We start from the raw sequence: 26,272 nt of genomic DNA, 5'->3' as shown, positions 1-26,272 counted from the left end.
CTGTGGTTTAAGGTTTAATTTCTGATGCCCAATAAGGCCGATTTATGGTGCGCCCAGGCTATGTACAGGTCGGCATCGGGCGTTTCATGTATATTGTAATACAGTTCGGTACCGTCTGCAAGTTCGCCAAGCTGGTTAAGTTCGGCTACATCTATAAATTGCCATTTAACGGTTTGCTTTTCAATATTTTTGAAGCTATCCTGATTGGCGTGACCTATACGGTTTGCTTTTTCATAAGCTACTAATTCACTATCCGCGCTGATCAACCTTAATTGCTCATCAAATTGCGCCTGATGATCGCCATCCCCGCTTATCACCCTGAAAACTAATTTTGCTACGTACCAGTTCATGTTGTTTTATGCTTTTCGTAATTATCTGCCTTAATTAATAACTGCGAATATCTACCCCTGCAAAAATGGATACCCCTTTAAGTACCAGCACTTTTTCGCTGCCTACACTTGCGGTGCTCCTGATGCGTTTATCATCAACACTTGCAAAAACAGCTGCCAGATCTGATACTACCTGCCAGTTTGATGGCACAATGATTTTGGTGCCACCAAAAATTTGAGTAATGTCAATGATAATCCTGCCGTTGATATCTGCCTGTGTAAAATCAAGCTCGGCGCCGCCAAATATGTTTACGATATCGCCTCCGCGAAATTGTTTGGAGAGAATAGTTTTATTAACACCACCAAAAATGGATACAGTATCGATATAATCATCGCCTGAATATTTGGTATTGTACTGCTGCTGTTTTTGAGTGTACGGATCAACAGGGGGGATCGGATCTCCTTCATCTTTTACTGTATAGTCCACAGGCTCGGTTTTTTCGAATTGAAAAGGCTCTTTTTTATCCCAGTTGGTCCATTTTTCTGCTTTGAAATCGTGTTTCCATTGCTGCGGATCAAAATGTTTGTTACGCCTTAATATCAACCACATCCCGAAACCAATTACAGCCAGAGGGCCTACTATACGATCAGAATTGTTAATGTTTTGGGTGATCAGGAATATAGTACCTAAAGCAACCAGCATTACCCATGATGCTTTTTTGTAATTGTGTTTAGCACCTACATATATACCCCAGAAAATAAGCCATAATGGCCACAGGGAGAGATGATCGGGTATGAAAAAAATTCGGAATTGCTGAAGCAGCAATATGCCGCCTACAGCAAGTAAAATGATCCCGGCAACAGACTTGCCTTTGTTGGGATCTTTTGGATGTTCTATATCGTTGTTCATTGTATTATCTGCAAATTGAAATCATATCCAAAACTAAGGTAACATTATAGTTGAGCCAAACAAAAATTGGCGATGTATTTAAAGAAATCGGTGAGTGGGGATGTTTTGGCGGTGAAAAAGTTGCGGTTGATTTTTTAACATTCGGCAAAAATAAAAAATTGTAAGTTGCGACGGTTTTTTATCAGTAAATAACCGTACTAAACTTTATCATTAAAATGAAACAGGACTTTAGCCCAATCCGCGGTATTGTGTTTGAAAAGGAATACACCCTCGGCATCGGGTGGAAAATATTTTTGTACATCTTTATAGCGGCGATGGTCATCGGGGGCGCTTATCTGACCTATACTTCTATCGCCGATAAAAGCTGGTGGCTTGTACTAGTAGGGATTGGACTGATAATGTTAGGACTTTATCTCTATCTCGAATTGAAGGCAAGCAAAATAATTGTCTCCAACAACGGCATAAAACGAGTGGGCTATTTCAGTAGCAGAGAACTTTTAATTAACGATATTAAAGGTTATGACACCGCCCAGGGTAAAAGGATAACAATACGCCCTGTCGATAAATCAAAAAAAGCAATAGTTTTAAGTGACTACAGCTATTTTGCCGATGGCAGCGAAATATTGCAATGGGTAGCCTCGAATTGCAAAGATCTTGATGCCGAACAAGAACAAAAAGGTATAGAGGAGATACAAAATGATGATAGCTATGGTCACAGCAGCGAAGAAAGGTTAGCCGAACTAAAAAAGTTAAAACGCTTTTGCTCATACTTTAATTACGGAGGTATCGCTTTGTGTTTTTGGCTGTTTATACATCCTGCGCCTTACGATTATGCTGTTTTAGCCGGTATAGCATGGCCCTTGATAGTTATGTTTGTGTTTTATTTAAAAAGGGATGTAGTTGTGCTTAACAGTGCTGACAATAAGAAACAGGCCATGTATCCATCGTTAAGTAAAGCGTTGATACTGCCTGCAGTTGGGCTTTTATTGAGGATACTGGTTGATTTTAAACTGATGCATTTAACAGATATGCTCTTGCCCGCGTTTACAGCGATAGTTGTATTAGGGGCTGCTTTTTTTGGGATAATAATGAGCTCGAAAGAAAAAGCACGTTCAAACAAAACAACCTGGCTTAGCGCTGCGGCATTTGTATTGTTATACGGTTTTACTGCCCCTGTTATAATTAATTGCAATTTTGATTATAGCGCCCCAAAAGAGTATAAAGCGCAAGTACTTAGTCAAAGGATATCGACAGGTAAACACACATCATATGATTTAACTTTGAGTAAATGGGGGCCGAGGGAAAGCGAAGAAACCGAAGTATCCAAATCGCTTTATGACCAGGTTAAAGTTGGGGATACTGTATACGTAAATCTAAAATCTGGGCTTTTTAAAATGCCATGGTTTTATATCAGTAAGTAGCATAAATATTCGATGCATTCAGTGACACGAACCAGTGTTCAACTTTTTGAAAAACGGGTGTTCAACTTTTTATTTTTAGAAAAGTTAAGTTGTTGATTATCAGTATTGATGCGTTCATGTTTGATTGATTGAAAATAAACCAAAAATCAAAGTTGTTGATTTTCAATGCTATTTACTTTCGGCAAAAAACGCAAGTGTTTACACCTGAAAAAGTTGAACACCCGGAAATATCAACAAAAAGCCGGGGCTTTTTTAAAATGCCCCGGCTTTGATATATATGATGGATGATTGAGTTTAAGCTTCGGCTTTGGGTTGCTCAAAGTCGAAATGCTGTTTAGCTTTTTCGTTCTTTTCCCAGAAATCTCTGTCGGTTTGTTTGGCCGGCCTGATGGCTATCCAGGCGCCAAGCAGCATCAATGCTATTGGCCAGGTTATACGGTCGGCATCATTAACGTTATCATTTACCAGGAATATTATGCCTAAGAGTATCATAAAGATCCATGATGGTTTCTTGAAGTCGTGTTTGGCACCCATGTAAGCGCCCCAGGCTATGAACCACATTGGCCAGCTAAAAAGCCAATCAGGAATAAGTAAGGCATTAAGCTGATCTATCAGAAATAAACCACCGGCTGCCAGTAATATTATTCCTAACATGATTTTGCCATTTCTTTTGTTTTCGGTGTTTATTATATCGTTGTTCATCGCTTTAAGTTTTAATGTTACCCAAATCTACAGCGATGCAGCAGGCGGGGCAATCAATACTTGGCGATGTTGGGGGAGATGTCGGTAAAGCAGGGGATAAAGGCGGTGAAAGGAGGCGGAGCGGCAAGAGTCAGGAAGTCAAGAGTCAAGAAGAAGGGAAGATAGCACGTTATTCTAATACATTGAATATTGCATATCTCATAGGAGTACCATATAATTCCATCTTTAGCTTCGGAAAGTAATAACCCATGCCTCTATTGGGAACCCATTCAGAATAAACTTTAACAATGTCACGAGAATAGTTTTTTTTATCTGCTAAAATTTCAAGATTTTTATATTCAGCTGCTTCAAACCGGGCTTCGAATAGGCCATTTTTATAAAGATGAGTCATAAATATCGTATTCAGGCACATCATAATATTAATATGGTCTGTATCTGAGATTGCTGAGAGCTTCTCTGTTTTAAGAAGTTTCGTAGCTCTGCCCACACGATGTTTAAATTCTATAAGTGTAATTGTTTTTGATGAATCTCGGTTAAATGTTTCGTTTGGACTCTGAGCTAAAGAATTTTTGCAAAAGCAAGAAACGCAGATTGTTATCAAGATAGGGCCAACATATTTCTTATAGAAATGCATTCGTGATACTGATTAGATGATTGTAACAATTTAATAAGATATTTGGTATCGAGCAGCGTAAATAAATAATCTAAAATCAATGATAGGCTAAAGAATAAGTAACAGGGGGAGATCGATATTTTTGTTCCGTTCTACTATTCTTTTAAAGCCCTCCCCTGAAGGGGAGGGTTGGGTGGGGCTTATTCCGGTTCCTGCTGGCTTAGGCAGTGGAAGCTGCCGAGGCCCCAGATAATATCGGTGCTGTCAATGCCAACAACTTTACGGTCGGGAAAGCATTGGGTTAATATGTCAAGTGCTTTATCGTCATTTTTTGAACGATAAGTAGGTACAATCACGGCCGAGTTGGCTATGTAAAAATTAGCGTAAGATGCCGGTAGGCGGGTATCTTCATATACTACGGCGTCGGGCATTGGCAATTCAACAATGTTAAGCTGTTTGCCGTTAAGCAGGCGCATGGTTTTCAGGGTTTCAAGGTTTTCCTGAAGAATGTGGTAGTTCTCATCGTTCTTATCTTCCTCAACAACGGTAACCACTGTATCCTCGTTTACAAAACGGGTAATATCGTCAATATGGCCGTCTGTATCATCACCTATAATGCCATCACCTAACCAAAGGATCTGCTCTGCTCCGTAATAGTTTTGCAGGTAGCTTTCAATTTGCTGCTGGCTAAGCTCCGGATTACGGTTTTTGTTAAGCAGGCAGGCAGTAGTAGTTAAAATAGTGCCTTTACCATTAAAGTCAACCGAGCCACCTTCCATCACAATCCCCGGGTTAAATACGGGTAAGCCAAAGTGATTGCCTATTTTGGTAGGGATCACATCATCCAGATCAAAAGGAGGGTATTTGCCGCCCCAGGCGTTATAGCCCCAATCGACAATAGCTTTTTGCTTTGTTGTTGGGTTTATCAAAAACGCCGGACCGTGATCACGGCACCAGGCATCATTGGTAGGGAATTCAAAGATCTCTATTTTGCTTAAATCAACTCCTGCATTTTGCAGCTGGAAAATCACTGAGGCTTTCATGTCCTCGTTTGCTACGTTGATACGTACCAGTTCGCCTTGGGCAACTATTTTGATAAACTCAATGTAAGGCGCGTAAATGGTATCGATCTTACCCGGCCATGAAGCCTCTTTGTGAGGCCAGCTCAGCCAGGTAGCGGTATGTTTAGCCCATTCGGCAGGGAAAGAGAAGCCTTGTGCTAAAGGCGAGTCCGAAAGTCCGGAAGTCCGAAAGTCCGAAAGTCCGGATTTAGTTGATATATCTTTTAAAGATGACATTTAATATAATTGGTTATTTAAGGGAGTTACGTAATCCATTCAACATAGCTAAAACTTCTTCACATTGCTGATATAGTTTTGAAAAATCTTCCTCAGATATTAGAGTTCGTTTTTGCGCCAAATAAAGGCATCCTACAACCTCAATATCCGACCGTAAAGCATAACCCACAAATTTATTAAACTCGGCATTTGATTGCCCGGTTGAACCTTCAGCAATATTTAATGAAATAGAATCCGCAGTCCGTTTTATTTGAGACGTTAAAATAAACAACTCATCTTTTGGAAAAGTTTTAGTTAGATAATGAATGTCGACTGATAGGTCAACAGCCTTTTGCCAAACAATTAGTTTTTCAAATTTAAAACTCATACTAAAATTTTTCTTTCGGACTTACGGACTTTGCTGACTTTCGGACTCAAGACGTTAGTCTTCGTCTAATAGCCTTTTTGTTATTGGCTGATAGCTGTCAATCCTTCTGTCGCGTAAAAACGGCCAATGACTTCTATAGTAATCAGATTTATCCAGATCAAGCTCTTGTACTACCACTTCCTCATCATTATGTGATGTTTGATGGATAATTGCACCAAATGGATTAGCAAAGAATGAACCTCCCCAGAATTTTACACCGGCTTCTTCGCCTACACGGTTAACACTTACTACGTGTATGCCGTTAGCTACCGCGTGCGAACGCTGGATAGTTTGCCATGCGTTGTATTGTTCAACATTAGTGGCTTCATCCTGTGTAGTAGCCCAGCCGATAGCGGTTGGGTAAAATAATATATCGGCACCCATTAAGGCAGTGATGCGGGCGGCTTCAGGGTACCATTGGTCCCAGCAAATCAATACGCCTACACGGGCAAATTTGGTGTTGAAAACCTTGTAGCCTAAATCACCAGGGGTGAAGTAAAATTTTTCGTAAAAGCCCGGATCATCAGGGATATGCATTTTGCGATATTTGCCTAAATAACTACCGTCGGCATCAAGTACTGCGGTAGTGTTGTGGTAAACACCCTGAGCACGTTTCTCAAATAATGAAGCAATGATCACCACATTAAGCTCGGCAGCAACTTTTGAAAGTTCATCGGTTGATGGGCCGGGGATAGCTTCGGCCAGCTTAAAATTGTCGTAATTTTCTTCATCGCAAAAATAAAGCGAGGTGAAAAGTTCCTGTAAACAAACTATTTGCGCGCCTTTAGCAGCGGCTTCCCTTACTTTAACAATCGCTTTTTGCAGGTTCTGCTGTTTGTCAGCAGTGCAGCTCATTTGTACTAAACCAACTTTTACTTTACTCATCTCCAAAAAATTTGCGCAAAAATAACACTTTGTAACAAGGATTTCACCCATTTAATATTATGATTACACTCAGTTGAAAGTGGGATTACACTGGCATGAGATCGCCTTTGCCATTTTATGTTGCACCCTCCCTGAAATAATAACCTGATTTACTGGTTTTAATGTTTGTGAAAACAAAATGAAGAAAAATTGTTAATTGACTATCCAGTACATCCAAATAAAAAAATAACATAGCTTTGCAGCCGAATGACACAAACAGAAGATCTCATTGACGAAGGTGCCGAACATAAAACCTGGAAAGGTAAGCTTTGGGGCGTTATAAAAGTAATCCTTATTATAGTAGTAACCGGCGGTTTGCTTTACTATGTATTCAGTAAGGTTCCGTTTGCGAAAATTAAATATCGCTTAGTCCATGCCGACCGCGCCTGGTTAACCGCAGCTATAGCCTGTTATATTGGCTCAATGCTTTTTTCGTCGTGGCGGTTATTAAGCTATTTCAAATCCATTGGTTTACGGTTAGACTGGCGCTTTAACCTGCGCTTATATTTTCTTGGCTTGTGTTATAATGTGCTATTGCCAGGCGGTATCGGCGGCGATGGCTACAAAATTTACCTGCTGCACAAACGCTATCATTTACCCACAAAAAAAGTATTCTGGGCTATCCTGTTTGACAGGCTTAGCGGTTTTTGGGCTATAGGAGCTATAGTAGTGGGACTGATTATTTTAATACCAAGTTTTCCTTATCACCTGGCATGGCCGCTTGGTATAGTATCGGTTGGTTCGGTGATCTATTATTTTGTAGCCCGTAAGTTTTTTAAAGAATATACCCACAACTTTGTACAGGCGCATTTGAAAGCCATAGGTGTACAAAGCATGCAATTACTCACCATTGTTTGTTTACTGCTTGCGCAGGATTTCAACGGTAAATTTGCTCCATATCTGCTGTCATTTCTTTTCTCATCGTTAGCGGCAATTATTCCGTTTAGTTTGGGCGGTGGCGGTATCCGCGATGCACTGTTCCTCACGCTGGCCCGCCAGTTTAACCTGACCGAAGATATGGCGGTTTACCTGAGCTTTGGATTTTATCTCATCTCAATTATTGTGGCTTTATTAGGCGTTTATTACGTACTTGTTCCGAAACGCCTGGACGCAGGACTTAAAAAAGGAGAAGAACCAAAATTGGAAAATCACCCAATAGAAGAATAATATTCTGTTTTAAGTTTAATTTCATAATAATAAACTGAAGTTTGTTTTCATGGCAACCATCTGCTAAACTTGGTGTTGTATTATAAATCGCCAGTTATCAAATGAGCCTTTTTAATGATTTTAATAATCCGCAGGTTGCGGCATTGCCCGGTCATTTAAAACAATTTATAGTCGACCAGCACTACGAGCATTACACACCTGTTGATCATGCGGTTTGGCGCTACGTCATGCGGCAGAATTACAGCTATCTTAAGGATGTTGCCTACTATCCGTATATCCCTGGCCTGCAAAAAGCCGGTTTAACCATTGAGCACATTCCCAATTTGCAGGAAATGAATGATGCCCTCGGCAAAATTGGCTGGGGAGCGGTTACCGTTGACGGCTTTATCCCGCCGGCTGCCTTTATGGAGTACCAGGCTTACCGGGTACTGGTTATAGCAGCTGATATCCGCCAGTTGAAACATATTGAATATACCCCGGCGCCTGATATCATCCATGAATCGGCAGGGCATGCGCCTATAATTGCCGATAAGGATTACCATGAGTACCTGAGCTATTTTGGATCGATAGGGGCCAGGGCCATGTTTTCGGCACAGGATTTTGAACTGTATGAGGCTATCCGTGCCTTATCGATATTAAAAGAAATGCCCGATGCCGATGAAGAGGAAATCATTAAAGCCGAGGAGCTGGTAACTTATTGCCAGGAAAATATGGGCGAGCCTTCAGAAATGGCTTTATTGAGCCGTTTACATTGGTGGACTGTTGAGTATGGGCTAATCGGTACGTTGGAGGAGCCAAAGATTTACGGAGCAGGTTTGCTTTCGTCGATTGGGGAGAGCTCGACCTGTATGCAAAAGCATGTAGAAAAGTTATGGTATACCATTGATGCTGTAAAGTACAGCTATGATATTACCAAACCCCAGCCGCAGCTTTTTGTAACGCCTGATTTTCAAAACCTGATCAATGTGCTGGAAGAGTTTGCCAATAGCATGTCGTTCAGAAAGGGCGGTACTTATGGCTTGCAGAAAGCTGTTGAAAGTAAAAATACCTGCACCGCGGTTTATAGTTCGGGATTGCAGGTTTCGGGCAACATTACCGATTTTAAGACCGGAGACGATGGTAAACCTTATTTTATTAAAACAACCGGCCCAGCTGCTTTGGCGTTTAATAATAAACAACTAAAAGGGCACGGTAAAGATTATCATAAGGATGGTTTCAGTTCGCCGGTTGGTAAATTGAAAGGTAGCAATGTTGCTTTGGAAGATTTTTCGGAAGATGATTTAAAAACAGCCGGCATAGTAAAAGGTAACAAAACTGAATTACTTTTTGAAAGCGGGATTAAGGTAGTTGGCCTTGTCAAAAATATTCTTTATGCGGATGGTAAGATCTACCTAATTACTTTTGATGAAGCCACCGTTACCGATAAAGATGGAATGGTGTTGTTTGATCCGGCCTGGGGCGTTTATGATATGGCTGTTGGCGGAGAGATCGTTTCGGTATTTTGCGGCGCGGCCGACAGGGAAGCTTATGAAACAATTGTTTATAAATCAAAAACAGAAACCCATCATGCCGCGCATGATCATAAAACCAAAGAACTGCACAGGCTTTACCAGCAGGTACGGAATTGCCGTATCAATCATGGCGACTATGGCTTTTTAGGTAACGTATGGTTACAATTGCAAAAAGACCATCACGATGACTGGCTTTGTGCTTTAGAGATACTGGAAATACTTGATCATGAAGGCGTAGAGCCGGCATTAGCTGCCGAGATTAAATATTTTCTTGAACAAAAAGGACATAATGAGCCTGAGTACGGTAAGCTTATCAGTGATGGTTTTTATTTGATCAAGCACCCGGTTGAGCAAAAATTGGTAGTTTAGCAATGATTTATCATCTTAGGGTATAAAATCAAGCGTCATTGCGAGCAATCATCAGGAACCTGAAAAAAACCGAGATGACGTGTAAAATATATTTTAGCGATGGTGCGCGGGGCCGCGTTAGTGATAGTAGCGGATACCGGCCTTGTGGCTAATGCCTGTGCAGTATGAGCGGATAGCACGGGCCGCAGGCAACGCCCATATTTATAGATGAATTTTTAAAAAAAACAAACCAAATAATCAATAGCTTACATTCACGTCATTATAAAGTACGAAGCAATTCCAAACTTTACAGGGCTGCTCCGCTAATTGGGGATTGCTTCGTACCTTACAATGACGTTGGGAAATAAAATTAATAACAAACAATTATTCCCCCTTTAGGGGGGTAGGGGGCATATGAACATTATAATAACCGGCGCCAGTAGTGGCGTGGGCTTTGAAGCCGTAATTGAACTGATACTTTCGGGCAGCCACAAAGTAATTGCTTTGGCCCGCTCACAGGATAAACTGGAACGTTTGCTGGAAATAGCTCATGGTTTAAACCCCGATTGCCAGTTGTTTGCCTTAAAGTTTGATATTGTTCATGACGACTATGAAGGTTTGCAACATTTTATAGCATCGCATTTTGATAACCGGGTTGATATTTTGATCAACAATGCCGGGGTGCTTATCAATAAACCGTTTACAGAATTGCTTGAATCGGATTTTGTGGAGATGCTGCAAAGCAATTTTATTGGTCACGTGCGCGCTATCCAGGCTTTAGTGCCTTTAATGCCTTCCGGATCACATATCCTTAACATCGGTAGTATGGGCGGCTTCCAGGGGAGTGCGAAATTCCCCGGTTTAGCGGCTTATTCTGCAAGTAAATCGGCTTTACATACCCTAACCGAGTGTTTGGCACAGGAGCTAACAGAACAAGGTATTAAAGTAAATTGTTTGGCATTAGGATCGGCACAAACCGAAATGCTTGAACAAGCTTTTCCGGGTTATGAATCGCCGGTAATGGCATTTGAAATGGGTAAATACATCGCCGATTTTGCTTTAACCGGAAGCAAGTTCTTTAACGGGAAAATAATACCTGTAGCCGCAACTACTCCTTAAATATTAGATAATATTGCAAACATTTTTTATAACTTAGTTATTATAAATATGTTATGCCGGCAGCCTATGGATACGAGGTTCACATCCCTTTTCACTCATTCAAAAGACATTTTTTTTGTCATGGATATGGATGGAGTGATCCTGCATACCAACTATGCTTTCCGGAATACATTTAATTATAATGACGAGGACTTAGCCGATTTAAATATAGCGGCCGTTTGTCACCCCGCAGATAAGGAACGACAGGACGAATCTCAAGCCAGCCTGTTAATCCATAAAAAACTGATAGGTTATCAAAGCCGAATAAAGGCAAAAGATGGCTGCTACTTTAGCGTTATCTGGTCGGTGATATTAAATGAGGATGATGGCCTTATTTACTCAAGTGGCAATACCCTTGCGGGTATGATTGGGCAGCCCGAAAACGATATCGTTCAGCACACTATTCAAAGTCTTAATGAGGGTTTTATTGTACTTGACGCCAACTGGGATATAATTTCGTTTAACCCGGCTTTCCAGGCCATGGTAAATGTTAGTTTAAATGAACTTGACGGTGCCAATTTCATTGAAATCAAAAGCCTTGGTTTAACCGAAAAGGTAGAGAGCGAGTTTCAGCTTTCATTAACCTGTAAAAAATCAATACAGGTACAATATCTAAATGAATATTCAAACAGCTGGCTTCGTATCAATATATATCCTTACCATAACCAACTGGCTGTTTTTATACGTGATATAACGGAGATAAAAATGCAGGAATGGATATTGGAACTTGAAAAAAGGGTGCTGGAATTGAACGCTATGGCACAATATACACTTGTGCAATCTGTTGTTGAACTGCTTACCGGTATAGAAAGGATTTTCCCGGATATGATCTGTTCGGTGTTAGAAGTTGATGATGCACAGGAAAGGTTGTATACACTTGCAGGGCCACGGTTACCCCAGGATTACAGCAACCAGCTGGAAGGTTTGTCAATAGGGCCCAATATAGGGTCGTGCGGTACATCTGCATTTCACCGTAAACAAGTCATAGTAAGTGATATTGAGAATGACCCGCTTTGGGCCGACTATGTCTATCTGGTTAAACCCTATGGCCTTAAAGCTTGCTGGTCATCGCCGGTAATGAGTTCAAAAAACTCAAAAGTTTTAGCCGTGTTTGGTATTTACTACCGCACAATACGTGAGCCAAATGATGATGAGTTGAGTATTATCGAACGTACAGTAAATATTCTTCGGGTATTAATAGAAAGCAAAAAGACGGAAGATAACATCCGGGAACAGAACAATAGGCTACAAACTATCGCTAATATCAGTTCGCATGAGTTGCGTAAACCGGTAGCTACTATTTTAGGTTTGGTTAATTTGTTTGATAACGACGACTTGCAAAACCCGCTTAATAAAGAGATCATCGAACATATTGATACAACATCACAGCAACTTGATGGGGTAATTCATTCTATTGTGGAAAGAACGGCGTATATCAAAGCTTTTGGGGCGGACGCGTAAGTCAAGGACGAAAATATGAATACAATTACCAAGACTACTTTGCATAATAATTTGTCCGACGCTACGATTTCTTTACTTGAAATGGCGAGGGAGGCGTCATGGAACACAATAACTGACAACTGTTTGTACGTTACGTCTGAAATAGAAAACAGCACGCAGGATTTTTGTGACCTGCACAAGTCGAGGAAACAAAAGAATGATCAAAAGATACCCCAGTCGCTGGCCGACGTAACGCCGCAATTGCTTTCACTTTTTGATAATCTTCACGACATCAATTTATACGTTTACAGGGCTGAAAGAAATGTTACAATAATTGAAATTGCTTATTATCTGAAAACTTCATTAGATGCAAGGTGTCGGGATACAATAATTATCGATCCGCCTATGCTGCACTGTAAGGTTCCAATACCGAATTACAGGGCGCTGAAAGAGGACAGGGATAAAAAATTTGATATCAATTGGCAATTGAATCCGCTAAATCATCGGCTAAGGGTGTTTTGGACGCGCCTTAAATATAAATTGGGTATGTATCCTTTTTAAGTGGCAAATCAATCATTATAAAATTGCATTACACCTGAAGTTTAAAACGTATTTTAAACTTCAGGTGACGGTTGTTCCTCCCTTGGCGATACCTGCGCCCTTGAATCAACTGGCTTTACCCGCCAATGTCCCGTAGCTTTAAGGATCTCGCCATTTGCTTTTCAGCCTTTAGCGCCCACTTTTAAAAATTCGTTAACCACTATTTCTGATACGTAGCGTTTAATGCCATCCTTATCGGTGTAATTACGATTAGCCAGTTTGCCTTCTACAGCAACTTCATCGCCTTTTTTAAGCAGGTCTTCGGCAAGTTTGGCCTGCGGGCCCCAGAAAACGAGGTTGTGCCATTGCGTATCAGTTATTTTTTCGCCTTTGTCGTTTTTGTAGCTTTCGTTAGTGGCTATGGATAGGCGCACCATCTTTTTATTACTGTCGAATACTTTTACTTCAGGATCCATACCTAAGTTACCTACCAGGCGCACACTGTTTCTTAATGAGTTCATCGTTTTAATATTTACTGTTTAATGTTTGTTTGAATCAACGATACAAAGATGGGACAGAGTGGAAAAATTAACCGGATAATAACCGTTTATAGTCGATAGTATCCGTTTGTAAGCGTTTGCAAACGGATAAATTAATAGCTATCTTTATACTATGAACCAGGAAAGAGTATGCTTAGATTGCGGAACACCACTACAAGGCCGTGCCGATAAAAAGTTTTGTAATGATCTGTGCCGCAACAATTATAATAACCAGCTTAACAGTAACAGCTATAACCTGGTGCGTAATATCAATAATATCCTGCGTCGTAACCGACGTGTGCTTGAAGAGTTAAACCCGACAGGCAAAACAAAAACAACCCGTAAAAAACTTACGGCGAAAGGCTTTGATTTTGATCATATCACCAGCATCTATCAAACAAAAACCGGCTCGACTTATTTTTTTAATTACGAATATGGCTACCTGTTGTTAGATAATGACGAGGTGCTGCTGGTAAAGCGGGAAGGGGAGCAGTAACAGTTGGCAGTGGCAGTTTTACAGTAGGCAGCTTGCTGTGCTCCGCATTAGGAAATCCTTTAATCCTCTAAATCACGGTTCAGTCTCTATCTCTATAGATTTAATAGCCTTTAACAGTTTAATATTTTGATAATTAATACTTAACTGTTGTTTCATTCGGCTCTTTATGTTTTCAATAAATTTAAGTACGTTTGGGGAAAATGTGAATTTTTAATTTTTGACTGATCTTACTAATTTAAAATGAAGTTATTTATCAAGAAACCCATTCAGCAACTGCTTGCTGCTTCAAAGGAGACTGAGAAAACACTGAAGCGCACGCTTGGGTTAAGCTCGCTGATTGCACTGGGTATTGGTGCCATTATTGGTGCCGGTATATTTGTGCGTACTGCTGCTGCTGCCGGCGAACATGCTGGTCCGGCGGTTACCATTTCGTTCATCATTGCAGCTGCAGGTTGCGCCCTCGCAGGTTTATGCTATGCTGAATTTGCCAGTATGATCCCTATCGCTGGTTCCGCCTACACTTATTCATACGCTACCATGGGCGAGTTGATTGCCTGGATCATAGGGTGGGACCTTGTACTTGAGTATGCCCTCGGTGCTGCTACCGTATCAATTGGCTGGTCGCAGTATTTCAACGAGTTCCTGAATACATTCTTCAATGTACACATCCCATTTGAGTGGTGCCATTCACCATGGGAGCATAATATATCTACAACCGGTATGTATGTAGATCAGATGGGGGTTCATGGTATTGTGAACCTGCCTGCCATCCTGATCGTATTCCTGTTGTCGATGCTCCTGATCCGTGGTACTGCCGAATCTGCTGCTGTAAACAACATCATCGTTATTGTTAAAGTTGCTATCGTGTTGCTGATCATCGGTTTGGGCTGGGGCTTTATTAACCCTGCTAACCATACTCCGTACATGATCCCTGCCGATGCCGGCGTTGTACATACCAGTACCGGTGATATTAATTATGGCGATACATTTAACCACGGATGGCTTGGTGTATTGCGTGGCGCGAGTGTGGTGTTCTTTGCCTTTATTGGTTTCGACGCTGTATCAACTGCCGCTCAGGAAGCTAAAAATCCACAAAAAGATATGCCAAAAGGTATCCTGATATCGCTGGTATTCTGTACTATCCTTTATATCCTGTTCTCGCACGTATTAACAGGTTTGGCACCTTACAAAGACTTCCTGATTAACGGTAAAGAGGCTTCTGTTTCATACGCTATCAACAAGTTTATGCCGGGTTATGGCTGGTTGGCCAAATTTGTAACAGTGGCTATTCTTGCAGGTTTCTCTTCAGTTATCCTGGTGATGCTTTTGGGCCAAACACGTGTGTTTTACACGATGAGTACTGACGGTTTGGTGCCTAAAGTATTTTCAAAACTGCACCCTAAATACAGCACCCCATACAAATCACAATGGTTGTTCTTCGGTTTTGTGGCTTTCTTTGCAGGCTTCATTCCTGACCGTATTGTAGGTGACATGGTGAGTATAGGTACCCTGTTTGCATTCGTGTTGGTGTGTATTGGTATCTTTATCCTGCGCCGTACCGATCCAAATATCGAGCGTCCGTTCAAAACGCCAGCTTATTTAATTGTGTGCCCGCTTGGCGCATTAATCTGTTTAGGTATGATTGCCAGCGAAGGCTGGGAAAACTGGGCAAGGCTTATTGTTTGGTTGCTGATTGGTTTTATCATTTATTTTGGCTACAGTATCAAACGCTCGCATGTGCGCCATGGTAAGGTTGAAGGTGCAAATGATCCTATCAATCCTAAATTTGTTGAGTAATTATAACAATGTTATCATAAATAAAAAGGTTCTGAATTTTTCAGAACCTTTTTTGTTACATTCCCTTTTTTATGGTGTCAAACCAATAAAACCGCTTCATGAAGGGCGATAGAAACCTGTGGGTATTAGTATTTGTATGTATCATCAACTCCCTGGGGTTCGGCATCATTGTACCGATACTTTACTCATATGGTAAAACCTTTGGCATTACAGGCGAAACATTAGGTATCCTTACAGCATCCTTCTCGATAGCCCAGTTTTTTGCTACGCCGGTGTTGGGCGCCCTTTCTGATAAATGGGGGAGGAAGCCTTTACTGGTGATTAGCCTTACAGGTACCTGTATCTCCTTTATCCTTTTTGCCGAAGCGCGCAGCATGATCATGCTCTTTGCCGCGCGGATCCTGGATGGCCTTACCGGTGGTAACGTATCTGTAGCGCAAGCTATGGTATCGGATACGGCCAGACCCGATAACCGGGCCAAAAGGTTTGGTATTTTGAGTTCGGCGTTCGGGTTCGGCTTTGTGATTGGGCCAGCCATAGGCGGTTTGCTAAACAGGTATGGCATGCAGGTTCCTTTTTATTTCGCGGCGGGGATATCGCTTATTGGCACGCTCTGTAGCCTATTCTTTTTGAAGGAAACTAATCCGCCAGATAAAACAAAAAAGGATTCGGAGAAAACTAAGTTCTCGTTCACGGCCCTGGCAACAACCCTTAAACGCCCTGTTATTGGTACGGCGGTGTTTACCGGCTTTATGCTTACCATGGCGCAGTTTACCATGATCATAGGCTTTCAAACCTTTAGTGTTGATGTATTGAAGATCAACCCTACTCAGATCGGTATTTTGTATGCCGGTTTCGGTGTAAGTGGCATTATCATGCAACTCTGCTTGCCGCTGTTCACGAAGTGGTTCTCGTCCAAATCAACAATTCTGATGCTCTCTACGCTGCTTTGTTTCGCTGCAATGTTTGTAACAGGGCTCACCCATCATTTTATTCCTTTTGTTATTGGCATTTGTATTTATGGTTTGTTCAATGGGTTACGAAACCCTATGCTCAACGCTATTATTGCCGATCATATTGATCATAAAGAACAAGGCAAAATATTGGGGATCAATCAATCGTATGCTTCTATAGGGCAAACCCTTGGGCCGGTTACCGCGGGCTTTGCAGCTTTGCTATCGGTACATGCTATTTTCTTCTTATCTTCATGCTATATTTTGGCTGCTTTGCTGCTAAGTATCCGGTTAAAGAAAAAAGAATAAATTCAAGACACCATGCCGCACCCGTTTATATTTAAAGAGATCATTTCGGTTACGATGATCCTGTTTGCTATTATTGATATTTTGGGCGCCATACCGGTAATTATTCAGCTCAGGCAACGGGTAGGCCATATCGAATCGGAAAAGGCCAGTATAGCTGTGCTGGTGCTTATGGTGACTTTTCTCTTTATTGGCGATGAGCTGCTTGCTGTAATAGGTCTGGATATTTCTTCATTCGCGATAGCGGGCTCACTTGTTATTTTCATCATCGCCATGGAAATGATCCTGGGTGTTGACTTTTTTAAAGAGGAATTACCGCAGGCCGCATCCATTGTTCCATTGGCTTTCCCGCTTATTGCTGGTGCCGGTACCATGACTACCTTATTGTCGCTTAAATCGCAATATCAAACACAAAATATCCTTGTAGGTATTGTGTTAAACACGCTGGTGGTATATCTTGTACTTAAAAATGTAAAGTGGCTTGAAAGGCTGCTTGGGCCGATAGGGTTGAGTGTACTGCGCAAGGCATTCGGGATAATTTTGCTGGCTATAGCTATTAAGCTGTTCAGGAGTAATACGCATTTGTAGCCCCCCGGCCCCCTAAAGGGGGAACTTGAAAAGCATTTTGCTGATTTCTTACCGTTGTCCCCGCCAAATAAAGAGCGATGATAAAATACACTTATTGACATTGACTGACTGGACAGTGTAGGGGGGATCTCCCCCTTTAGAAGGCCGGGGGGCTCAACCTCGCCACAAACATGGTGTCAGCTTTACGCTCATAGCCTTTTAAAACCGCCTTCTCTTCAAGTTTTAAACCAAGCTCATTTACCAAATAATCAACCACATCTTCATTTTCGCCTTTAAAAGCCGAGCAGGTGATGTAGATAAGCGGCTTACCCGGTTTAAGATATTTCACTACGTTTTGGGCGATGCTTTTTTGGAGTTTTTGAAAAAACTCTATTTTATGCGGATCAAACTGGGCTATCATTTCGGGAGTACGTCCCCAGGTGCCGGAGCCGCTGCAGGGAGCGTCAAGGATAATCCCATCAAAAGCATAATCATGCATTACCGAATCAATGTTTTGGGTGAGATCGAGGGCTTTTTTCTGGTATTTGGTTAACCCGGCCAATTGAAAGCGCTCATCAAGGTTAGCCAGTATAGATTCACGTATATCAGATACTACCAACTTGATATTAGGCTCATCCTCATGTAATAATAAGGATTTACCTCCCGATGCCGCACAGGCATCCCACCAGCTATCCCAACGCTGTGGCTTAAAGTAATTACCCGTTTGCTGCGATGAATAATCCTGCACCTCAAACCAGTGTTGTTTGGGGAATATGGTTTCGAGGCGTGTCCCGTTAGGCAGAGAATAGCAGCCGTTACCCTCATCCTTAAAAACAACCTGTGCTTTGGTTAGCTCAGCCTTTACCAAATGATCATAGCCGTTGCGTACCCGGATAAACAGATCGGGTTGGCAAAAAAATGATTTCAGGAAAGCCTCTCTATCAATTCCGTCCGAAAGTTGGTTGCTCCAGGGAAAAACATCTTCCAGTTTAAAATCCGGGTAAGCAGTTTTTACGAGGGCGAGTTTATCGTCGTCACTAAATCCTACACATACCGCCCACTCAGGTTTGAAGTTTTGGAGGTAGGAGTTAGTTTGGGTATTACATAAAAATTCTGCGACTAACAGGCGTTCGTCTTCAAGTACATCAGGCAGTGCTTTGCCCAGGCGAAAGTAATTATACACCAACCGGTTGGCAACCCGCCTGTCGGTTGAGCCCATTTGTTTGTTTTGCCGGTAAAAGCCGGGTAAAAATTTACTTAGTGGCGTATCGGCAGGGTATTCACCCAAAATTCGCTGAAACGTTTTAAGCTGATTTATAGCCTTCATTCTACCTGTTTTAGCTCAAAGTTAGTGTACATTAATATATTTACATGGGTATTGATCCAGCCCTGTCCCGGCTTTTTAATAAAATGGAAGCCGTTATGCAAGCCGGTAAAATCGGTCCCCTCAATTGAAGCTAAACCTTTATCGGCAAAAAGCTGCCTGCCAAAGTATAACCCCTCGTCAAAACCTTTAATAGCGTATTCGGTCGGTTCAACGTGATATGCCCGCCTATAGTTACGTAAAAATGTTATTGTAGCCCCGGCTTTGTAATTTATTTTTTCGGTTGAAGTGATATGCGTATTCAAACGTTGTAGAAGCTGTGGTTTCAGGAAGCTGAACTTGTCCCAGCTTGGGTGCCCGAACACCATAACAGGATAGTGCTTGTTCAGCGTATCTAACGACCGTAAGGTTACGCCTAAAAATGCCTGATCAATAGCAGGGATCACAAATACGTTTTTCTCGGTTTTTGAAAGTTGCGGCAATAAGCTGCTCAGCTTTCCGCGTACAACATATACATTGATAACCTTTACTTTCTTTTTGCTTAAGCTGTCAATGGCTTTTTTAAAATTAACCGCGTAATCATTCTCCTGGTTAAAGCCGGAGCGCAGGATAAAGATCTTTTTGGGTTTTACCGTTCTGTTGATGTATTCGGCGGCGCCCCAGGCATGATATTCAAGCGGAGGGATAGCGGTGATCAAATTTTTGCTGTTGATAGTAGCCGGGTTAGCCGGTGATAAAGGCGATAGAATAGGCCCCTTTGAATAGGATAGCGCACCGGAAAATGCCTTTACGCCATCCGGAAAAACAGGGCCAACTATCAAATCGCTTGAACGGACAAACGCGTTTAAAGCCAGGTCATGCGCTTGCATGACTTCATCTCTTGAGTCAAAAATCTGCAGCTTATAGTTATTGCCATAAGCGGTAAGCGAATCAAGGGCAAGTTTAAATCCCTGGTAATATTCAACAGCTATGTTAGCCTGGCTTAGTTGTAAAGGACTGTATTTTTGAGCCGGATTTAAGTGCTCAAGATTAAGGGGCAAAAGCATGGCTATATTTGCCACTTTTTGTTCCGAAGCCTTTTCTGCCGGTTTCTCGGTGGTGTTGCCGGGCTTTTTTTCGGTATTATCAGTCGGTTTTTTTACGGTAGTTGCTACCGGCCGCGTTTTTGGTGAACATGCGGCCAGCAGCAAGGTTATGCAAAAAAACGTTAACCACTTATTCCCACTCAATAGTGGCCGGTGGTTTTGAACTGATATCATATACTACCCGGTTAATTCCTTTTACGTTGTTGATGATCTCGTTGCTGATCTTAGCCAGCAAGTCGTACGGTAAATGACACCAGTCGGCGGTCATTCCGTCAACCGATTCAACGGCACGGAGGCAAATCACGTTTTCGTAAGTACGCTCATCGCCCATTACACCTACCGATTGTACCGGTAAAAATATAGCACCGGCTTGCCAAACTTTATCGTAAACCCCGGCAGCACGTAAATTGTTTATATAAATTGCATCAGCTTCCTGTAATATCGCCACTTTTTCGGGTGTGATATCGCCCAGGATCCTGATAGCCAAGCCTGGGCCGGGGAATGGGTGGCGACCTAAAATATTAGGATCGATACCTAAAGCCTTGCCTACTTTCCTTACCTCGTCTTTAAACAAGGTGTTAAGCGGCTCAACAACTTTAAGTTTCATAAAATCAGGCAAACCACCTACGTTGTGGTGCGATTTGATAGTAGCCGAAGGGCCTTTAACTGATACCGATTCGATAACATCCGGGTAGATGGTACCCTGGCCAAGCCATTTTACATCCTGTACTTCGTGAGCGGCATCATCAAATACTTCGATGAATACGCGGCCGATAGCTTTACGTTTCTTTTCAGGATCGGTTAAGCCGGCCAATGCGTCGTAGAAGCGTTGTTTGGCGTCGATGCCTTTTATATTTAAGCCCATGTGTTGGTATGAATCAAGCACCTGCTCAAACTCATCTTTACGCAAAAGGCCGTTATCAACAAATATACAGTGCAGGTTTTTGCCTATAGCATGGTGAAGCAATACTGCCGCAACCGATGAATCAACACCGCCTGATAAGCCAAGCACTACTTTATCATCGCCCAGTTTTTCGCGAAGAGCAGCAACCGTGGTTTCGATGAATGAATCCGGTGTCCAGTCTTGTTTGCATCCGCATATGTCAACCAAAAAGTTTTGCAGCAATTGCTTGCCGTCAATGCTGTGGGTAACTTCAGGGTGGAACTGGATCCCATAAGTTTGGGTTCCGGTTACCTGGTAAGCGGCAACTTTAACGCTATCGGTACTTGCAATTACCTCAAAGTTATCGCCAATGGTAGCAATGGTATCGCCATGCGACATCCATACCTGTGAACCACCGGGAACGTCTTTAAATAAAGGGTTATCCTGTTTAATATATTCCAGGTTGGCACGACCGTATTCGCGGGTGCTTGATGGCAATACTTCGCCGCCGTGGAAATGGGCAACGTATTGAGCACCATAGCAAACGCCTAAAATAGGGCGTGTGGTGTGGAATTTTTCAAAATCGAAATGAGGAGCGTCTTCCTGCCTTACAGAATAGGGGCTGCCTGAAAGGATGATACCTTTTACAGTGCTGTCAATTTCGGGATAATGATTGAAGGGGTGGATCTCACAATAAATATTGAGCTCCCTGACGCGGCGCGCTATAAGTTGGGTAAATTGCGAACCAAAGTCAAGAATGAGGATTTTTTCTTGCATGGGCAAAGATAGGATTTTGATTTGGGAATTGAGAATTGGGATTTCGGATTTTTTTATTTGGAAGATTCCCCCAACTTGCGCTCATCTGTGATGAGTGTTTAATATGGTTTCGCATTTGTAATGCGGGCCGCGATGCAATCGCTAAGCCACATTAAGCGCTCGTTGCAAACGAGCGCAAGGTTAAATCCGTAAGTAAAATCCTATTAATCCCAGAAATCCCCCCAAATCCCGGTTCAGACATTCTGATAATTCAGCATCCAGTTAATGCCATACTTATCTGTAAGCTCTGCGAAGTATGCCCCGAAAAACATATCGCTTAATGGCATAGTCACATTGCCTCCTGCCGAAAGCTCATTGAATAAACGTTCGGTTTCTTCGCGGCTTTCGGGCTCAACGTTAATGTGCATGTTATTGCCGGTTTGCAATTTAAAACCCATACTTTCCGGCGCGTCGGTAGCCATCAGTACGTGGCCGCCCATAATGGTAAGTTCACCATGGATGATCAGTTTTTTATCAGCTTCGTTCATCCGGACCTCCGCAGGCAACTCTATATCGCTAAAACGTGTAAGTTTTTTACCGGTAAACTCCCCTTTAAAAACCTCTTTGTAAAAAGTTAAAGCCTCTTCGGTATTGCCAGGGAAGTTTAAATAAGTGGTAACCCTTGCGGCGTTGTTTGGCTTCAGGTCTTTCCTGATTTTAAAAGCGGTGCTCAGGTAATGATCCAGGTTGCTTAAGCCGGCGGTGAAACCTTCCTGGAATCCCATGCCAACGATGGTTTGCATGTCTTCCACTTTATCAAAATAGATATCGATATTAACGGTGGTTTGCTCGCCTTCGCTGGTAAAGTTCTTTTCCCAGTTCATGACAGGGAAACTGGTATTTGTTACAGCATTCTCATCACAAAAGGAAACCGCATTGGCAATTTTTTGCCGGGCTACAATAGTTTTGTATTCCTCCTTGCACCATGTTGGATGTTCGGTATGCTCGGGGCCAACCATCTCGTACAACCAGTAACCTCCTTCCCTGAAATCCATGGTTTTGGTTTCGGCACGATAAGGTTTTGGAGCCCACCATTGGTCAAGGATTTCGCTTTCGGTCCATGCCTGCCATACTAAGTTAAGCGGCGCATCAAAAGTCCTTACCACATTTAACTTTTTGTTTTGAAGGTCTTTGGTAAATACAGCTTCGTTGTTTGTCATGATTGTTTGTTTTTTAGGTTTTGTAAAACATTGTCTAACTGGCTAAAACGGGTTTCCCACAGGGCGCGGAACTGATCCATCCAAACATCTACCTCTTTCATTTTTTGAGCGTTAAAATGATAATAGATTTCGCGACCGGTTTGTTTTTGGCTCACCAATTGGCATTCGCTCAGGATCTGGATATGTTTAGATACAGCCTGTCTGCTGCTTTGAAAATGTTCGGCAATGGCATTGGGCGTCATGGCCTGTAAGGCCAGCAGACTAATAATGGCCCTGCGGGTAGGATCGGCAATGGCCTGAAATACATCTCTTCTCATAAAATCTCTTTTTGCAACCGTTTGATTGCAAATATAAATGCAATTAATCGGTTGCGGAAATTTATTTGAAAAATATTTTAAAGTGCGTGTTTAAGGCAGATGAAGAGATAGGATGTCATAAGAGGGGATAAGTGGATCTATTCCTCGTCGGTAAAGTGCGCTTTGCGTTTTTCTTTGGCAAACTTATCGGCATTATAGCTTTCAGATTGGCCTCTTGGGATAGACAATGAATGCCAGTTTTCGTTGCACAGCATCTTGCCTAAAAAAACTATCTGGCCAACGTGATAGGGGTAATGGGCCAACTGGCGGTTTATGGCTTCCATAACAGTATGCCCCTGGTTGCGGATATAGATGATCTTGCTGAGGTCATCGGCAGTTAATTTATTAAGCGTACCAAACAAACATTTCCAGCCCTGTTCCCAGGTATCTAAAACTGTTTGACGGGTGGAGGTAGATGGGGCGAATTCAGCTTCACGGTTACGGGTGGGCTTTTCACCATCGGAGGTAAAAATGTCAGTCCACCTGGAAATCATATTGCCCGACATATGGTTCACGATCATGGCAACACTGTTTGATTCAGGGTTATATTGCCAGTATAGCTGTTCGTCGGTAAGCTGCTCAAAAGTTTTTTCGCCAAGAGATTTGTAATAGGCAAATTGCTTTTTTACGCTGGTTAAATAATCGTTTTCCATAAGTTATTTTCATGAATTTTTATTTTTTCAATTATCGTATGATATAAAACATCTACTGCCGCATTATCCTGATATTGAATTTTTGTAGTTTCGAGCACAATCTTGATCTCATTCATCAAGCTGTGGAGTTCATTATTCTTACTTATAGTATCAAAATAACACTGCGAAGCATATTTATATCTTTCCACCCAGTCATCAGCGAATTGATCAATAACCTGTTCAACATAATTGGTTACTTTTATAATGAGATCATGTTTGCCAATAAATTCAATTTCTTTGGGGCTGATTTCGTCTATAGAAAGGGTATCATCCAAGTAAAAGTCTTTCAATAGTTTGAAATTCTCGCTGGCTGTTAGCGGATCATCAAAGTAAAGCATTAGTAAGACATTTTGGTAGTCTTGCAAGTATTTTGCAGAATCTTTGGTTAAGAAAAATAGGAACTCCTGCCTGAAAAATAATGATATTGTGTTGGATTGTTCATTAAGATTCACTGATTTCAAGTAAAACAACTTGTTATCTTCATTTAATATTTTCATTTTTTGAGTTTCATCGGGCTTTAACGCCTTTTGTTATGTGTTAAGTTAAGGTTATTTTTAAATTCAAAGCAAAAAAAGGCATCCCAATGGATGCCTCAAATATTTTAAACGAACAGGAAACCTAATCTCTGACCTCCAACCTCTAATCACTTCTTCTTTAATTCCCTTATTTCGGTTTTTAGCTCCTGCAACTGTTGCTGAGTTTGACGGTTTTCGAGGTAAAAATATATCGCGAAGCCTAAAAAGATTTTTCCTAATACAAATACGGCAGCAAATACCCATCGCCATGATTTATGCAGGCGCATATGGTTCGATTCAGACTCGATTGGGATGAACTGATCGGCAGGAGCTGCTTTTTCATAACCATTATGCCCATGATCTGTCCGGAATTTAACAGGTTGAACGAAGTTCTCCCTGCGGATAAGATCGTTGATTTCATCCTCAATCCTGTCCCAGGTTCCCGGAGGCGGGGTAATAGCCATGTTGGCGGCTAACTTTTCCATATCGGCTTCCAGTTGCCTAAGGGCGTCGTCTACCTCAGGATATTTGGCTTTCATATACATCAGTTCCTTTACTTCCTCATCGGTAGCCACACCCATTACAAAAACTTCAAGTATCCCACTATCAATGTACTCTTTCATTGTTCCTCCCGTTCCGGATAATGGTAAAACATTCTTTTAACGTTTTTCTGATTTCTTCTTCTGTTTTATTCAGTTCTGTAGCAATATTTCCTGCCGATTTGCACTGGTAATGAATACCGCAAAAAACCTGCTGTTGAAAGGGCGTCATTAAAGCTACATACCAGTTATTAATGCGGGGTAAATTTTCCCAGGCTCTTTTGTCGGTATCATTTTCCAACGCCTCAAAAAAGTGGACCAATTTTTTGCGTGCCATTATTTGCAGGCGGCAAAGGGCGCTTGTTCCGTTTTTTGAAAACTCCTCAAGCTCGTTTGGTACATCGTTAAAAACAGCTGCAAGGTACTGCTCAGCTACCAGCTTATTTTGCACAACCTCATAAATATAACCCAGAAGTTTTGCTGAGTAATTATTGTACAGGTTCAGTACGGCCGCCGATTTGCTCTGGACCATGAGTGCAGGTGTTTGTAACCGCGTATTCAAATTAGGGGGTCAATTAAAATAGTATATTTTATTATTCAACGGAATATATAAAAACTATGTTACAAATTAAAGAGAAATTGCACAAAATGTGTGCAACCGGGTACTATATTTCACACTCCTGTATGTTGTATGTAATTGTATAATAGTTTACTAAGGTGTTACCCTGGTGTAACATGCAGAAGTTTGTGGTGTTATTGGTAAAATTCCCTATAGATGACTGGTATGAGCTTTAATATTAATTTATAATTGTTCACACAATTTTTTTAATATGTTAAGTGTTACACTCCAATAAAAATTAACATGCTTATAAATTATTTCATCCGGAAAATTAGTGAGCGTAAGCCTAACCGTGGTGCTATCCTCAGTGGGAGTTAGTACAAAACGGACTTCCGTGTAATTTTCAGGTATATCGGGCAGGTTTGAAAGCGAGCTCCAGTAACTATATTGAAAAACCTTTTCGGGATCGAATTGCCGGATAGTGCCCCTGTTTTCAAAACTCGTCCAGTGCAGATCTCCCCGGAAAATTATTGAGCTTCCAACCTGCCAGTCGGATATCACATTAATTGCTGAATCAGACATCCATAGCTTAATTAATGCCGGATTTGTCAGGGCACTCCACACCTTTAAAACCGGGGCATTAATATTAACCATTTTATTTATTTCCGTTTCATATGATAGACTGTATGTCATGTTTCCCTATTAGTTGATTAGGAGGTAAGGTGAAAATAAAATTAAAAAATGGGAAAGACCAGCCTTAACCAATTATATGACCGTAATTGAACATGATATGTGCAGAATCAAGCAGTTGGAGAGGAATGGGTTATTGTTTAAGGTGTTGGTTTTTAATTGTTTAAAATAATGGCAGGATATAGGTGTGTAATAAAGTACAGGCTGAGATTTAACCTGATTTAGTTG

Annotated in this window: 28 protein-coding genes; 10 read left to right on the top strand and 18 right to left on the bottom strand. The window is 41.6% G+C overall.

Annotation, left to right across the window (positions count from 1 at the left end; translation table 11 throughout):
- Positions 1-14 precede the first annotated feature (14 nt).
- Together AC59JO_RS03655 and AC59JO_RS03650 are read right to left on the bottom strand one after the other, a co-directional pair.
- Entirely contained in the window at positions 15-350 is a 336-nt protein-coding gene (locus tag AC59JO_RS03655; RefSeq protein WP_413669247.1) for a DUF4288 domain-containing protein, read from the bottom strand.
- A gap of 34 nt (positions 351-384) precedes the next feature.
- A complete protein-coding gene (locus tag AC59JO_RS03650; protein WP_497303484.1) occupies positions 385-1,239 on the bottom strand; it encodes a LiaF transmembrane domain-containing protein in 855 nt (284 codons plus the stop codon).
- A gap of 215 nt (positions 1,240-1,454) precedes the next feature.
- Here AC59JO_RS03650 and AC59JO_RS03645 point away from each other — a divergent pair, with 215 nt between their 5' ends.
- Complete coding sequence (locus AC59JO_RS03645; RefSeq protein ID WP_497303482.1) at positions 1,455-2,660, top strand: hypothetical protein; 1,206 nt, start codon at positions 1,455-1,457, stop codon at positions 2,658-2,660.
- A 294-nt stretch (positions 2,661-2,954) separates the two neighbouring features.
- On the opposite strand, the gene AC59JO_RS03640 is transcribed toward AC59JO_RS03645, so the two are convergent.
- The 5 genes from AC59JO_RS03640 to AC59JO_RS03620 all read right to left on the bottom strand — a co-directional run bounded on the left by AC59JO_RS03640 (position 2,955) and on the right by AC59JO_RS03620 (position 6,564).
- Positions 2,955-3,362, bottom strand: a complete 408-nt coding sequence (locus tag AC59JO_RS03640; RefSeq protein ID WP_413669244.1) for a LiaF transmembrane domain-containing protein — start codon at positions 3,360-3,362, stop codon at positions 2,955-2,957.
- Between the two features lie 169 nt (positions 3,363-3,531).
- Positions 3,532-3,996, bottom strand: coding sequence for a hypothetical protein (locus AC59JO_RS03635; protein WP_413669243.1), 465 nt, complete (start codon positions 3,994-3,996; stop codon positions 3,532-3,534).
- 179 nt (positions 3,997-4,175) lie between these two features.
- Complete coding sequence (locus AC59JO_RS03630) at positions 4,176-5,273, bottom strand: agmatine deiminase family protein (protein ID WP_497303480.1); 1,098 nt, start codon at positions 5,271-5,273, stop codon at positions 4,176-4,178.
- A gap of 13 nt (positions 5,274-5,286) precedes the next feature.
- A complete protein-coding gene (locus AC59JO_RS03625; RefSeq protein WP_497303478.1) occupies positions 5,287-5,640 on the bottom strand; it encodes a four helix bundle protein in 354 nt (117 codons plus the stop codon).
- A 54-nt stretch (positions 5,641-5,694) separates the two neighbouring features.
- The gene (locus tag AC59JO_RS03620; protein ID WP_413669240.1) at positions 5,695-6,564 is read right to left on the bottom strand and encodes a carbon-nitrogen hydrolase; all 870 of its coding nucleotides are present in this window, start codon (positions 6,562-6,564) and stop codon (positions 5,695-5,697) included.
- A gap of 246 nt (positions 6,565-6,810) precedes the next feature.
- On the opposite strand from AC59JO_RS03620, the gene AC59JO_RS03615 reads away from it, so the two are divergent.
- From AC59JO_RS03615 to AC59JO_RS03595, 5 genes are all read left to right on the top strand, one after another.
- Positions 6,811-7,770: a lysylphosphatidylglycerol synthase transmembrane domain-containing protein gene (locus AC59JO_RS03615; RefSeq protein ID WP_413669239.1), complete on the top strand. Its 960-nt coding sequence runs from the start codon at positions 6,811-6,813 to the stop codon at positions 7,768-7,770.
- Positions 7,771-7,871: 101 nt separating this feature from the next.
- Complete coding sequence (locus AC59JO_RS03610; RefSeq protein ID WP_497303475.1) at positions 7,872-9,650, top strand: aromatic amino acid hydroxylase; 1,779 nt, start codon at positions 7,872-7,874, stop codon at positions 9,648-9,650.
- A 393-nt stretch (positions 9,651-10,043) separates the two neighbouring features.
- The gene (locus AC59JO_RS03605; protein ID WP_497303473.1) at positions 10,044-10,748 is read left to right on the top strand and encodes an SDR family NAD(P)-dependent oxidoreductase; all 705 of its coding nucleotides are present in this window, start codon (positions 10,044-10,046) and stop codon (positions 10,746-10,748) included.
- A gap of 48 nt (positions 10,749-10,796) precedes the next feature.
- Entirely contained in the window at positions 10,797-12,248 is a 1,452-nt protein-coding gene (locus tag AC59JO_RS03600) for a PAS domain S-box protein (protein ID WP_497303471.1), read from the top strand.
- A gap of 15 nt (positions 12,249-12,263) precedes the next feature.
- Positions 12,264-12,788 (top strand): hypothetical protein, encoded by a 525-nt coding sequence (locus tag AC59JO_RS03595; protein ID WP_497303469.1) that lies wholly within the window; start codon positions 12,264-12,266, stop codon positions 12,786-12,788.
- A gap of 161 nt (positions 12,789-12,949) precedes the next feature.
- On the opposite strand, the gene AC59JO_RS03590 is transcribed toward AC59JO_RS03595, so the two are convergent.
- On the bottom strand, positions 12,950-13,288 hold the full coding sequence (locus AC59JO_RS03590; RefSeq protein WP_354486110.1) for a single-stranded DNA-binding protein: 339 nt from the start codon (positions 13,286-13,288) through the stop codon (positions 12,950-12,952).
- A gap of 151 nt (positions 13,289-13,439) precedes the next feature.
- On the opposite strand from AC59JO_RS03590, the gene AC59JO_RS03585 reads away from it, so the two are divergent.
- From AC59JO_RS03585 to AC59JO_RS03570, 4 genes are all read left to right on the top strand, one after another.
- Positions 13,440-13,802 carry a hypothetical protein gene (locus tag AC59JO_RS03585; RefSeq protein ID WP_176628881.1) on the top strand — a complete coding sequence of 121 codons (363 nt, stop codon included), beginning with the start codon at positions 13,440-13,442 and terminating at the stop codon, positions 13,800-13,802.
- A gap of 240 nt (positions 13,803-14,042) precedes the next feature.
- Positions 14,043-15,599, top strand: a complete 1,557-nt coding sequence (locus tag AC59JO_RS03580; protein WP_413669232.1) for an amino acid permease — start codon at positions 14,043-14,045, stop codon at positions 15,597-15,599.
- A gap of 98 nt (positions 15,600-15,697) precedes the next feature.
- On the top strand, positions 15,698-16,861 hold the full coding sequence (locus tag AC59JO_RS03575) for an MFS transporter (protein WP_497303466.1): 1,164 nt from the start codon (positions 15,698-15,700) through the stop codon (positions 16,859-16,861).
- A gap of 12 nt (positions 16,862-16,873) precedes the next feature.
- Positions 16,874-17,446 carry a MarC family protein gene (locus tag AC59JO_RS03570; RefSeq protein WP_090528400.1) on the top strand — a complete coding sequence of 191 codons (573 nt, stop codon included), beginning with the start codon at positions 16,874-16,876 and terminating at the stop codon, positions 17,444-17,446.
- Positions 17,447-17,582: 136 nt separating this feature from the next.
- Here AC59JO_RS03570 and AC59JO_RS03565 read toward each other — a convergent pair whose 3' ends face one another.
- The 10 genes from AC59JO_RS03565 to AC59JO_RS03520 all read right to left on the bottom strand — a co-directional run bounded on the left by AC59JO_RS03565 (position 17,583) and on the right by AC59JO_RS03520 (position 26,047).
- A complete protein-coding gene (locus AC59JO_RS03565; protein WP_497303463.1) occupies positions 17,583-18,752 on the bottom strand; it encodes an RsmB/NOP family class I SAM-dependent RNA methyltransferase in 1,170 nt (389 codons plus the stop codon).
- Positions 18,749-20,008, bottom strand: coding sequence for an ABC transporter substrate-binding protein (locus AC59JO_RS03560; RefSeq protein ID WP_413669229.1), 1,260 nt, complete (start codon positions 20,006-20,008; stop codon positions 18,749-18,751). The genes AC59JO_RS03565 and AC59JO_RS03560 overlap by 4 nt, the downstream gene beginning before the upstream one ends.
- Complete coding sequence (gene guaA / locus AC59JO_RS03555; protein ID WP_413669228.1) at positions 19,965-21,494, bottom strand: glutamine-hydrolyzing GMP synthase; 1,530 nt, start codon at positions 21,492-21,494, stop codon at positions 19,965-19,967. Before guaA ends, AC59JO_RS03560 begins: the two co-directional genes overlap by 44 nt.
- A 233-nt stretch (positions 21,495-21,727) precedes the next feature.
- Complete coding sequence (locus AC59JO_RS03550; protein WP_497303460.1) at positions 21,728-22,693, bottom strand: SRPBCC domain-containing protein; 966 nt, start codon at positions 22,691-22,693, stop codon at positions 21,728-21,730.
- Positions 22,690-23,010 (bottom strand): ArsR/SmtB family transcription factor, encoded by a 321-nt coding sequence (locus AC59JO_RS03545; RefSeq protein WP_091217982.1) that lies wholly within the window; start codon positions 23,008-23,010, stop codon positions 22,690-22,692. The genes AC59JO_RS03550 and AC59JO_RS03545 overlap by 4 nt, the downstream gene beginning before the upstream one ends.
- Before the next feature lie 137 nt (positions 23,011-23,147).
- A complete protein-coding gene (locus tag AC59JO_RS03540; RefSeq protein WP_497303458.1) occupies positions 23,148-23,702 on the bottom strand; it encodes a DUF1572 family protein in 555 nt (184 codons plus the stop codon).
- On the bottom strand, positions 23,684-24,238 hold the full coding sequence (locus AC59JO_RS03535) for a hypothetical protein (protein WP_497303456.1): 555 nt from the start codon (positions 24,236-24,238) through the stop codon (positions 23,684-23,686). Before AC59JO_RS03535 ends, AC59JO_RS03540 begins: the two co-directional genes overlap by 19 nt.
- Before the next feature lie 146 nt (positions 24,239-24,384).
- Positions 24,385-24,879: a hypothetical protein gene (locus tag AC59JO_RS03530; RefSeq protein WP_413669225.1), complete on the bottom strand. Its 495-nt coding sequence runs from the start codon at positions 24,877-24,879 to the stop codon at positions 24,385-24,387.
- Positions 24,863-25,327 (bottom strand): hypothetical protein, encoded by a 465-nt coding sequence (locus tag AC59JO_RS03525; RefSeq protein WP_497303454.1) that lies wholly within the window; start codon positions 25,325-25,327, stop codon positions 24,863-24,865. The genes AC59JO_RS03530 and AC59JO_RS03525 overlap by 17 nt, the downstream gene beginning before the upstream one ends.
- A 270-nt stretch (positions 25,328-25,597) precedes the next feature.
- A complete protein-coding gene (locus tag AC59JO_RS03520) occupies positions 25,598-26,047 on the bottom strand; it encodes an SRPBCC family protein (RefSeq protein WP_413669223.1) in 450 nt (149 codons plus the stop codon).
- Positions 26,048-26,272: the final 225 nt, after the last annotated feature.

This window comes from Mucilaginibacter sp. A5337 (assembly GCF_059690695.1).
Note: the sequence above shows the minus strand (reverse complement) of the source record. Positions and strands in the feature narration are given on the sequence as shown.

What these genes read in the sequence shown, in the direction of transcription:
- AC59JO_RS03655 (WP_413669247.1), bottom strand. Translation starts at nt 350, where the DNA reads ATGAACTGGTACGTAGCAAAATTAGTTTTCAGGGTGATAAGCGGGGAT.
- AC59JO_RS03650 (WP_497303484.1), bottom strand. Translation starts at nt 1,239, where the DNA reads ATGAACAACGATATAGAACATCCAAAAGATCCCAACAAAGGCAAGTCT.
- AC59JO_RS03645 (WP_497303482.1), top strand. Translation starts at nt 1,455, where the DNA reads ATGAAACAGGACTTTAGCCCAATCCGCGGTATTGTGTTTGAAAAGGAA.
- AC59JO_RS03640 (WP_413669244.1), bottom strand. Translation starts at nt 3,362, where the DNA reads ATGAACAACGATATAATAAACACCGAAAACAAAAGAAATGGCAAAATC.
- AC59JO_RS03635 (WP_413669243.1), bottom strand. Translation starts at nt 3,996, where the DNA reads ATGCATTTCTATAAGAAATATGTTGGCCCTATCTTGATAACAATCTGC.
- AC59JO_RS03630 (WP_497303480.1), bottom strand. Translation starts at nt 5,273, where the DNA reads ATGTCATCTTTAAAAGATATATCAACTAAATCCGGACTTTCGGACTTT.
- AC59JO_RS03625 (WP_497303478.1), bottom strand. Translation starts at nt 5,640, where the DNA reads ATGAGTTTTAAATTTGAAAAACTAATTGTTTGGCAAAAGGCTGTTGAC.
- AC59JO_RS03620 (WP_413669240.1), bottom strand. Translation starts at nt 6,564, where the DNA reads ATGAGTAAAGTAAAAGTTGGTTTAGTACAAATGAGCTGCACTGCTGAC.
- AC59JO_RS03615 (WP_413669239.1), top strand. Translation starts at nt 6,811, where the DNA reads ATGACACAAACAGAAGATCTCATTGACGAAGGTGCCGAACATAAAACC.
- AC59JO_RS03610 (WP_497303475.1), top strand. Translation starts at nt 7,872, where the DNA reads ATGAGCCTTTTTAATGATTTTAATAATCCGCAGGTTGCGGCATTGCCC.
- AC59JO_RS03605 (WP_497303473.1), top strand. Translation starts at nt 10,044, where the DNA reads ATGAACATTATAATAACCGGCGCCAGTAGTGGCGTGGGCTTTGAAGCC.
- AC59JO_RS03600 (WP_497303471.1), top strand. Translation starts at nt 10,797, where the DNA reads ATGTTATGCCGGCAGCCTATGGATACGAGGTTCACATCCCTTTTCACT.
- AC59JO_RS03595 (WP_497303469.1), top strand. Translation starts at nt 12,264, where the DNA reads ATGAATACAATTACCAAGACTACTTTGCATAATAATTTGTCCGACGCT.
- AC59JO_RS03590 (WP_354486110.1), bottom strand. Translation starts at nt 13,288, where the DNA reads ATGAACTCATTAAGAAACAGTGTGCGCCTGGTAGGTAACTTAGGTATG.
- AC59JO_RS03585 (WP_176628881.1), top strand. Translation starts at nt 13,440, where the DNA reads ATGAACCAGGAAAGAGTATGCTTAGATTGCGGAACACCACTACAAGGC.
- AC59JO_RS03580 (WP_413669232.1), top strand. Translation starts at nt 14,043, where the DNA reads ATGAAGTTATTTATCAAGAAACCCATTCAGCAACTGCTTGCTGCTTCA.
- AC59JO_RS03575 (WP_497303466.1), top strand. Translation starts at nt 15,698, where the DNA reads ATGAAGGGCGATAGAAACCTGTGGGTATTAGTATTTGTATGTATCATC.
- AC59JO_RS03570 (WP_090528400.1), top strand. Translation starts at nt 16,874, where the DNA reads ATGCCGCACCCGTTTATATTTAAAGAGATCATTTCGGTTACGATGATC.
- AC59JO_RS03565 (WP_497303463.1), bottom strand. Translation starts at nt 18,752, where the DNA reads ATGAAGGCTATAAATCAGCTTAAAACGTTTCAGCGAATTTTGGGTGAA.
- AC59JO_RS03560 (WP_413669229.1), bottom strand. Translation starts at nt 20,008, where the DNA reads ATGATATCAGTTCAAAACCACCGGCCACTATTGAGTGGGAATAAGTGG.
- guaA (WP_413669228.1), bottom strand. Translation starts at nt 21,494, where the DNA reads ATGCAAGAAAAAATCCTCATTCTTGACTTTGGTTCGCAATTTACCCAA.
- AC59JO_RS03550 (WP_497303460.1), bottom strand. Translation starts at nt 22,693, where the DNA reads ATGACAAACAACGAAGCTGTATTTACCAAAGACCTTCAAAACAAAAAG.
- AC59JO_RS03545 (WP_091217982.1), bottom strand. Translation starts at nt 23,010, where the DNA reads ATGAGAAGAGATGTATTTCAGGCCATTGCCGATCCTACCCGCAGGGCC.
- AC59JO_RS03540 (WP_497303458.1), bottom strand. Translation starts at nt 23,702, where the DNA reads ATGGAAAACGATTATTTAACCAGCGTAAAAAAGCAATTTGCCTATTAC.
- AC59JO_RS03535 (WP_497303456.1), bottom strand. Translation starts at nt 24,238, where the DNA reads ATGAAAATATTAAATGAAGATAACAAGTTGTTTTACTTGAAATCAGTG.
- AC59JO_RS03530 (WP_413669225.1), bottom strand. Translation starts at nt 24,879, where the DNA reads ATGAAAGAGTACATTGATAGTGGGATACTTGAAGTTTTTGTAATGGGT.
- AC59JO_RS03525 (WP_497303454.1), bottom strand. Translation starts at nt 25,327, where the DNA reads ATGGTCCAGAGCAAATCGGCGGCCGTACTGAACCTGTACAATAATTAC.
- AC59JO_RS03520 (WP_413669223.1), bottom strand. Translation starts at nt 26,047, where the DNA reads ATGACATACAGTCTATCATATGAAACGGAAATAAATAAAATGGTTAAT.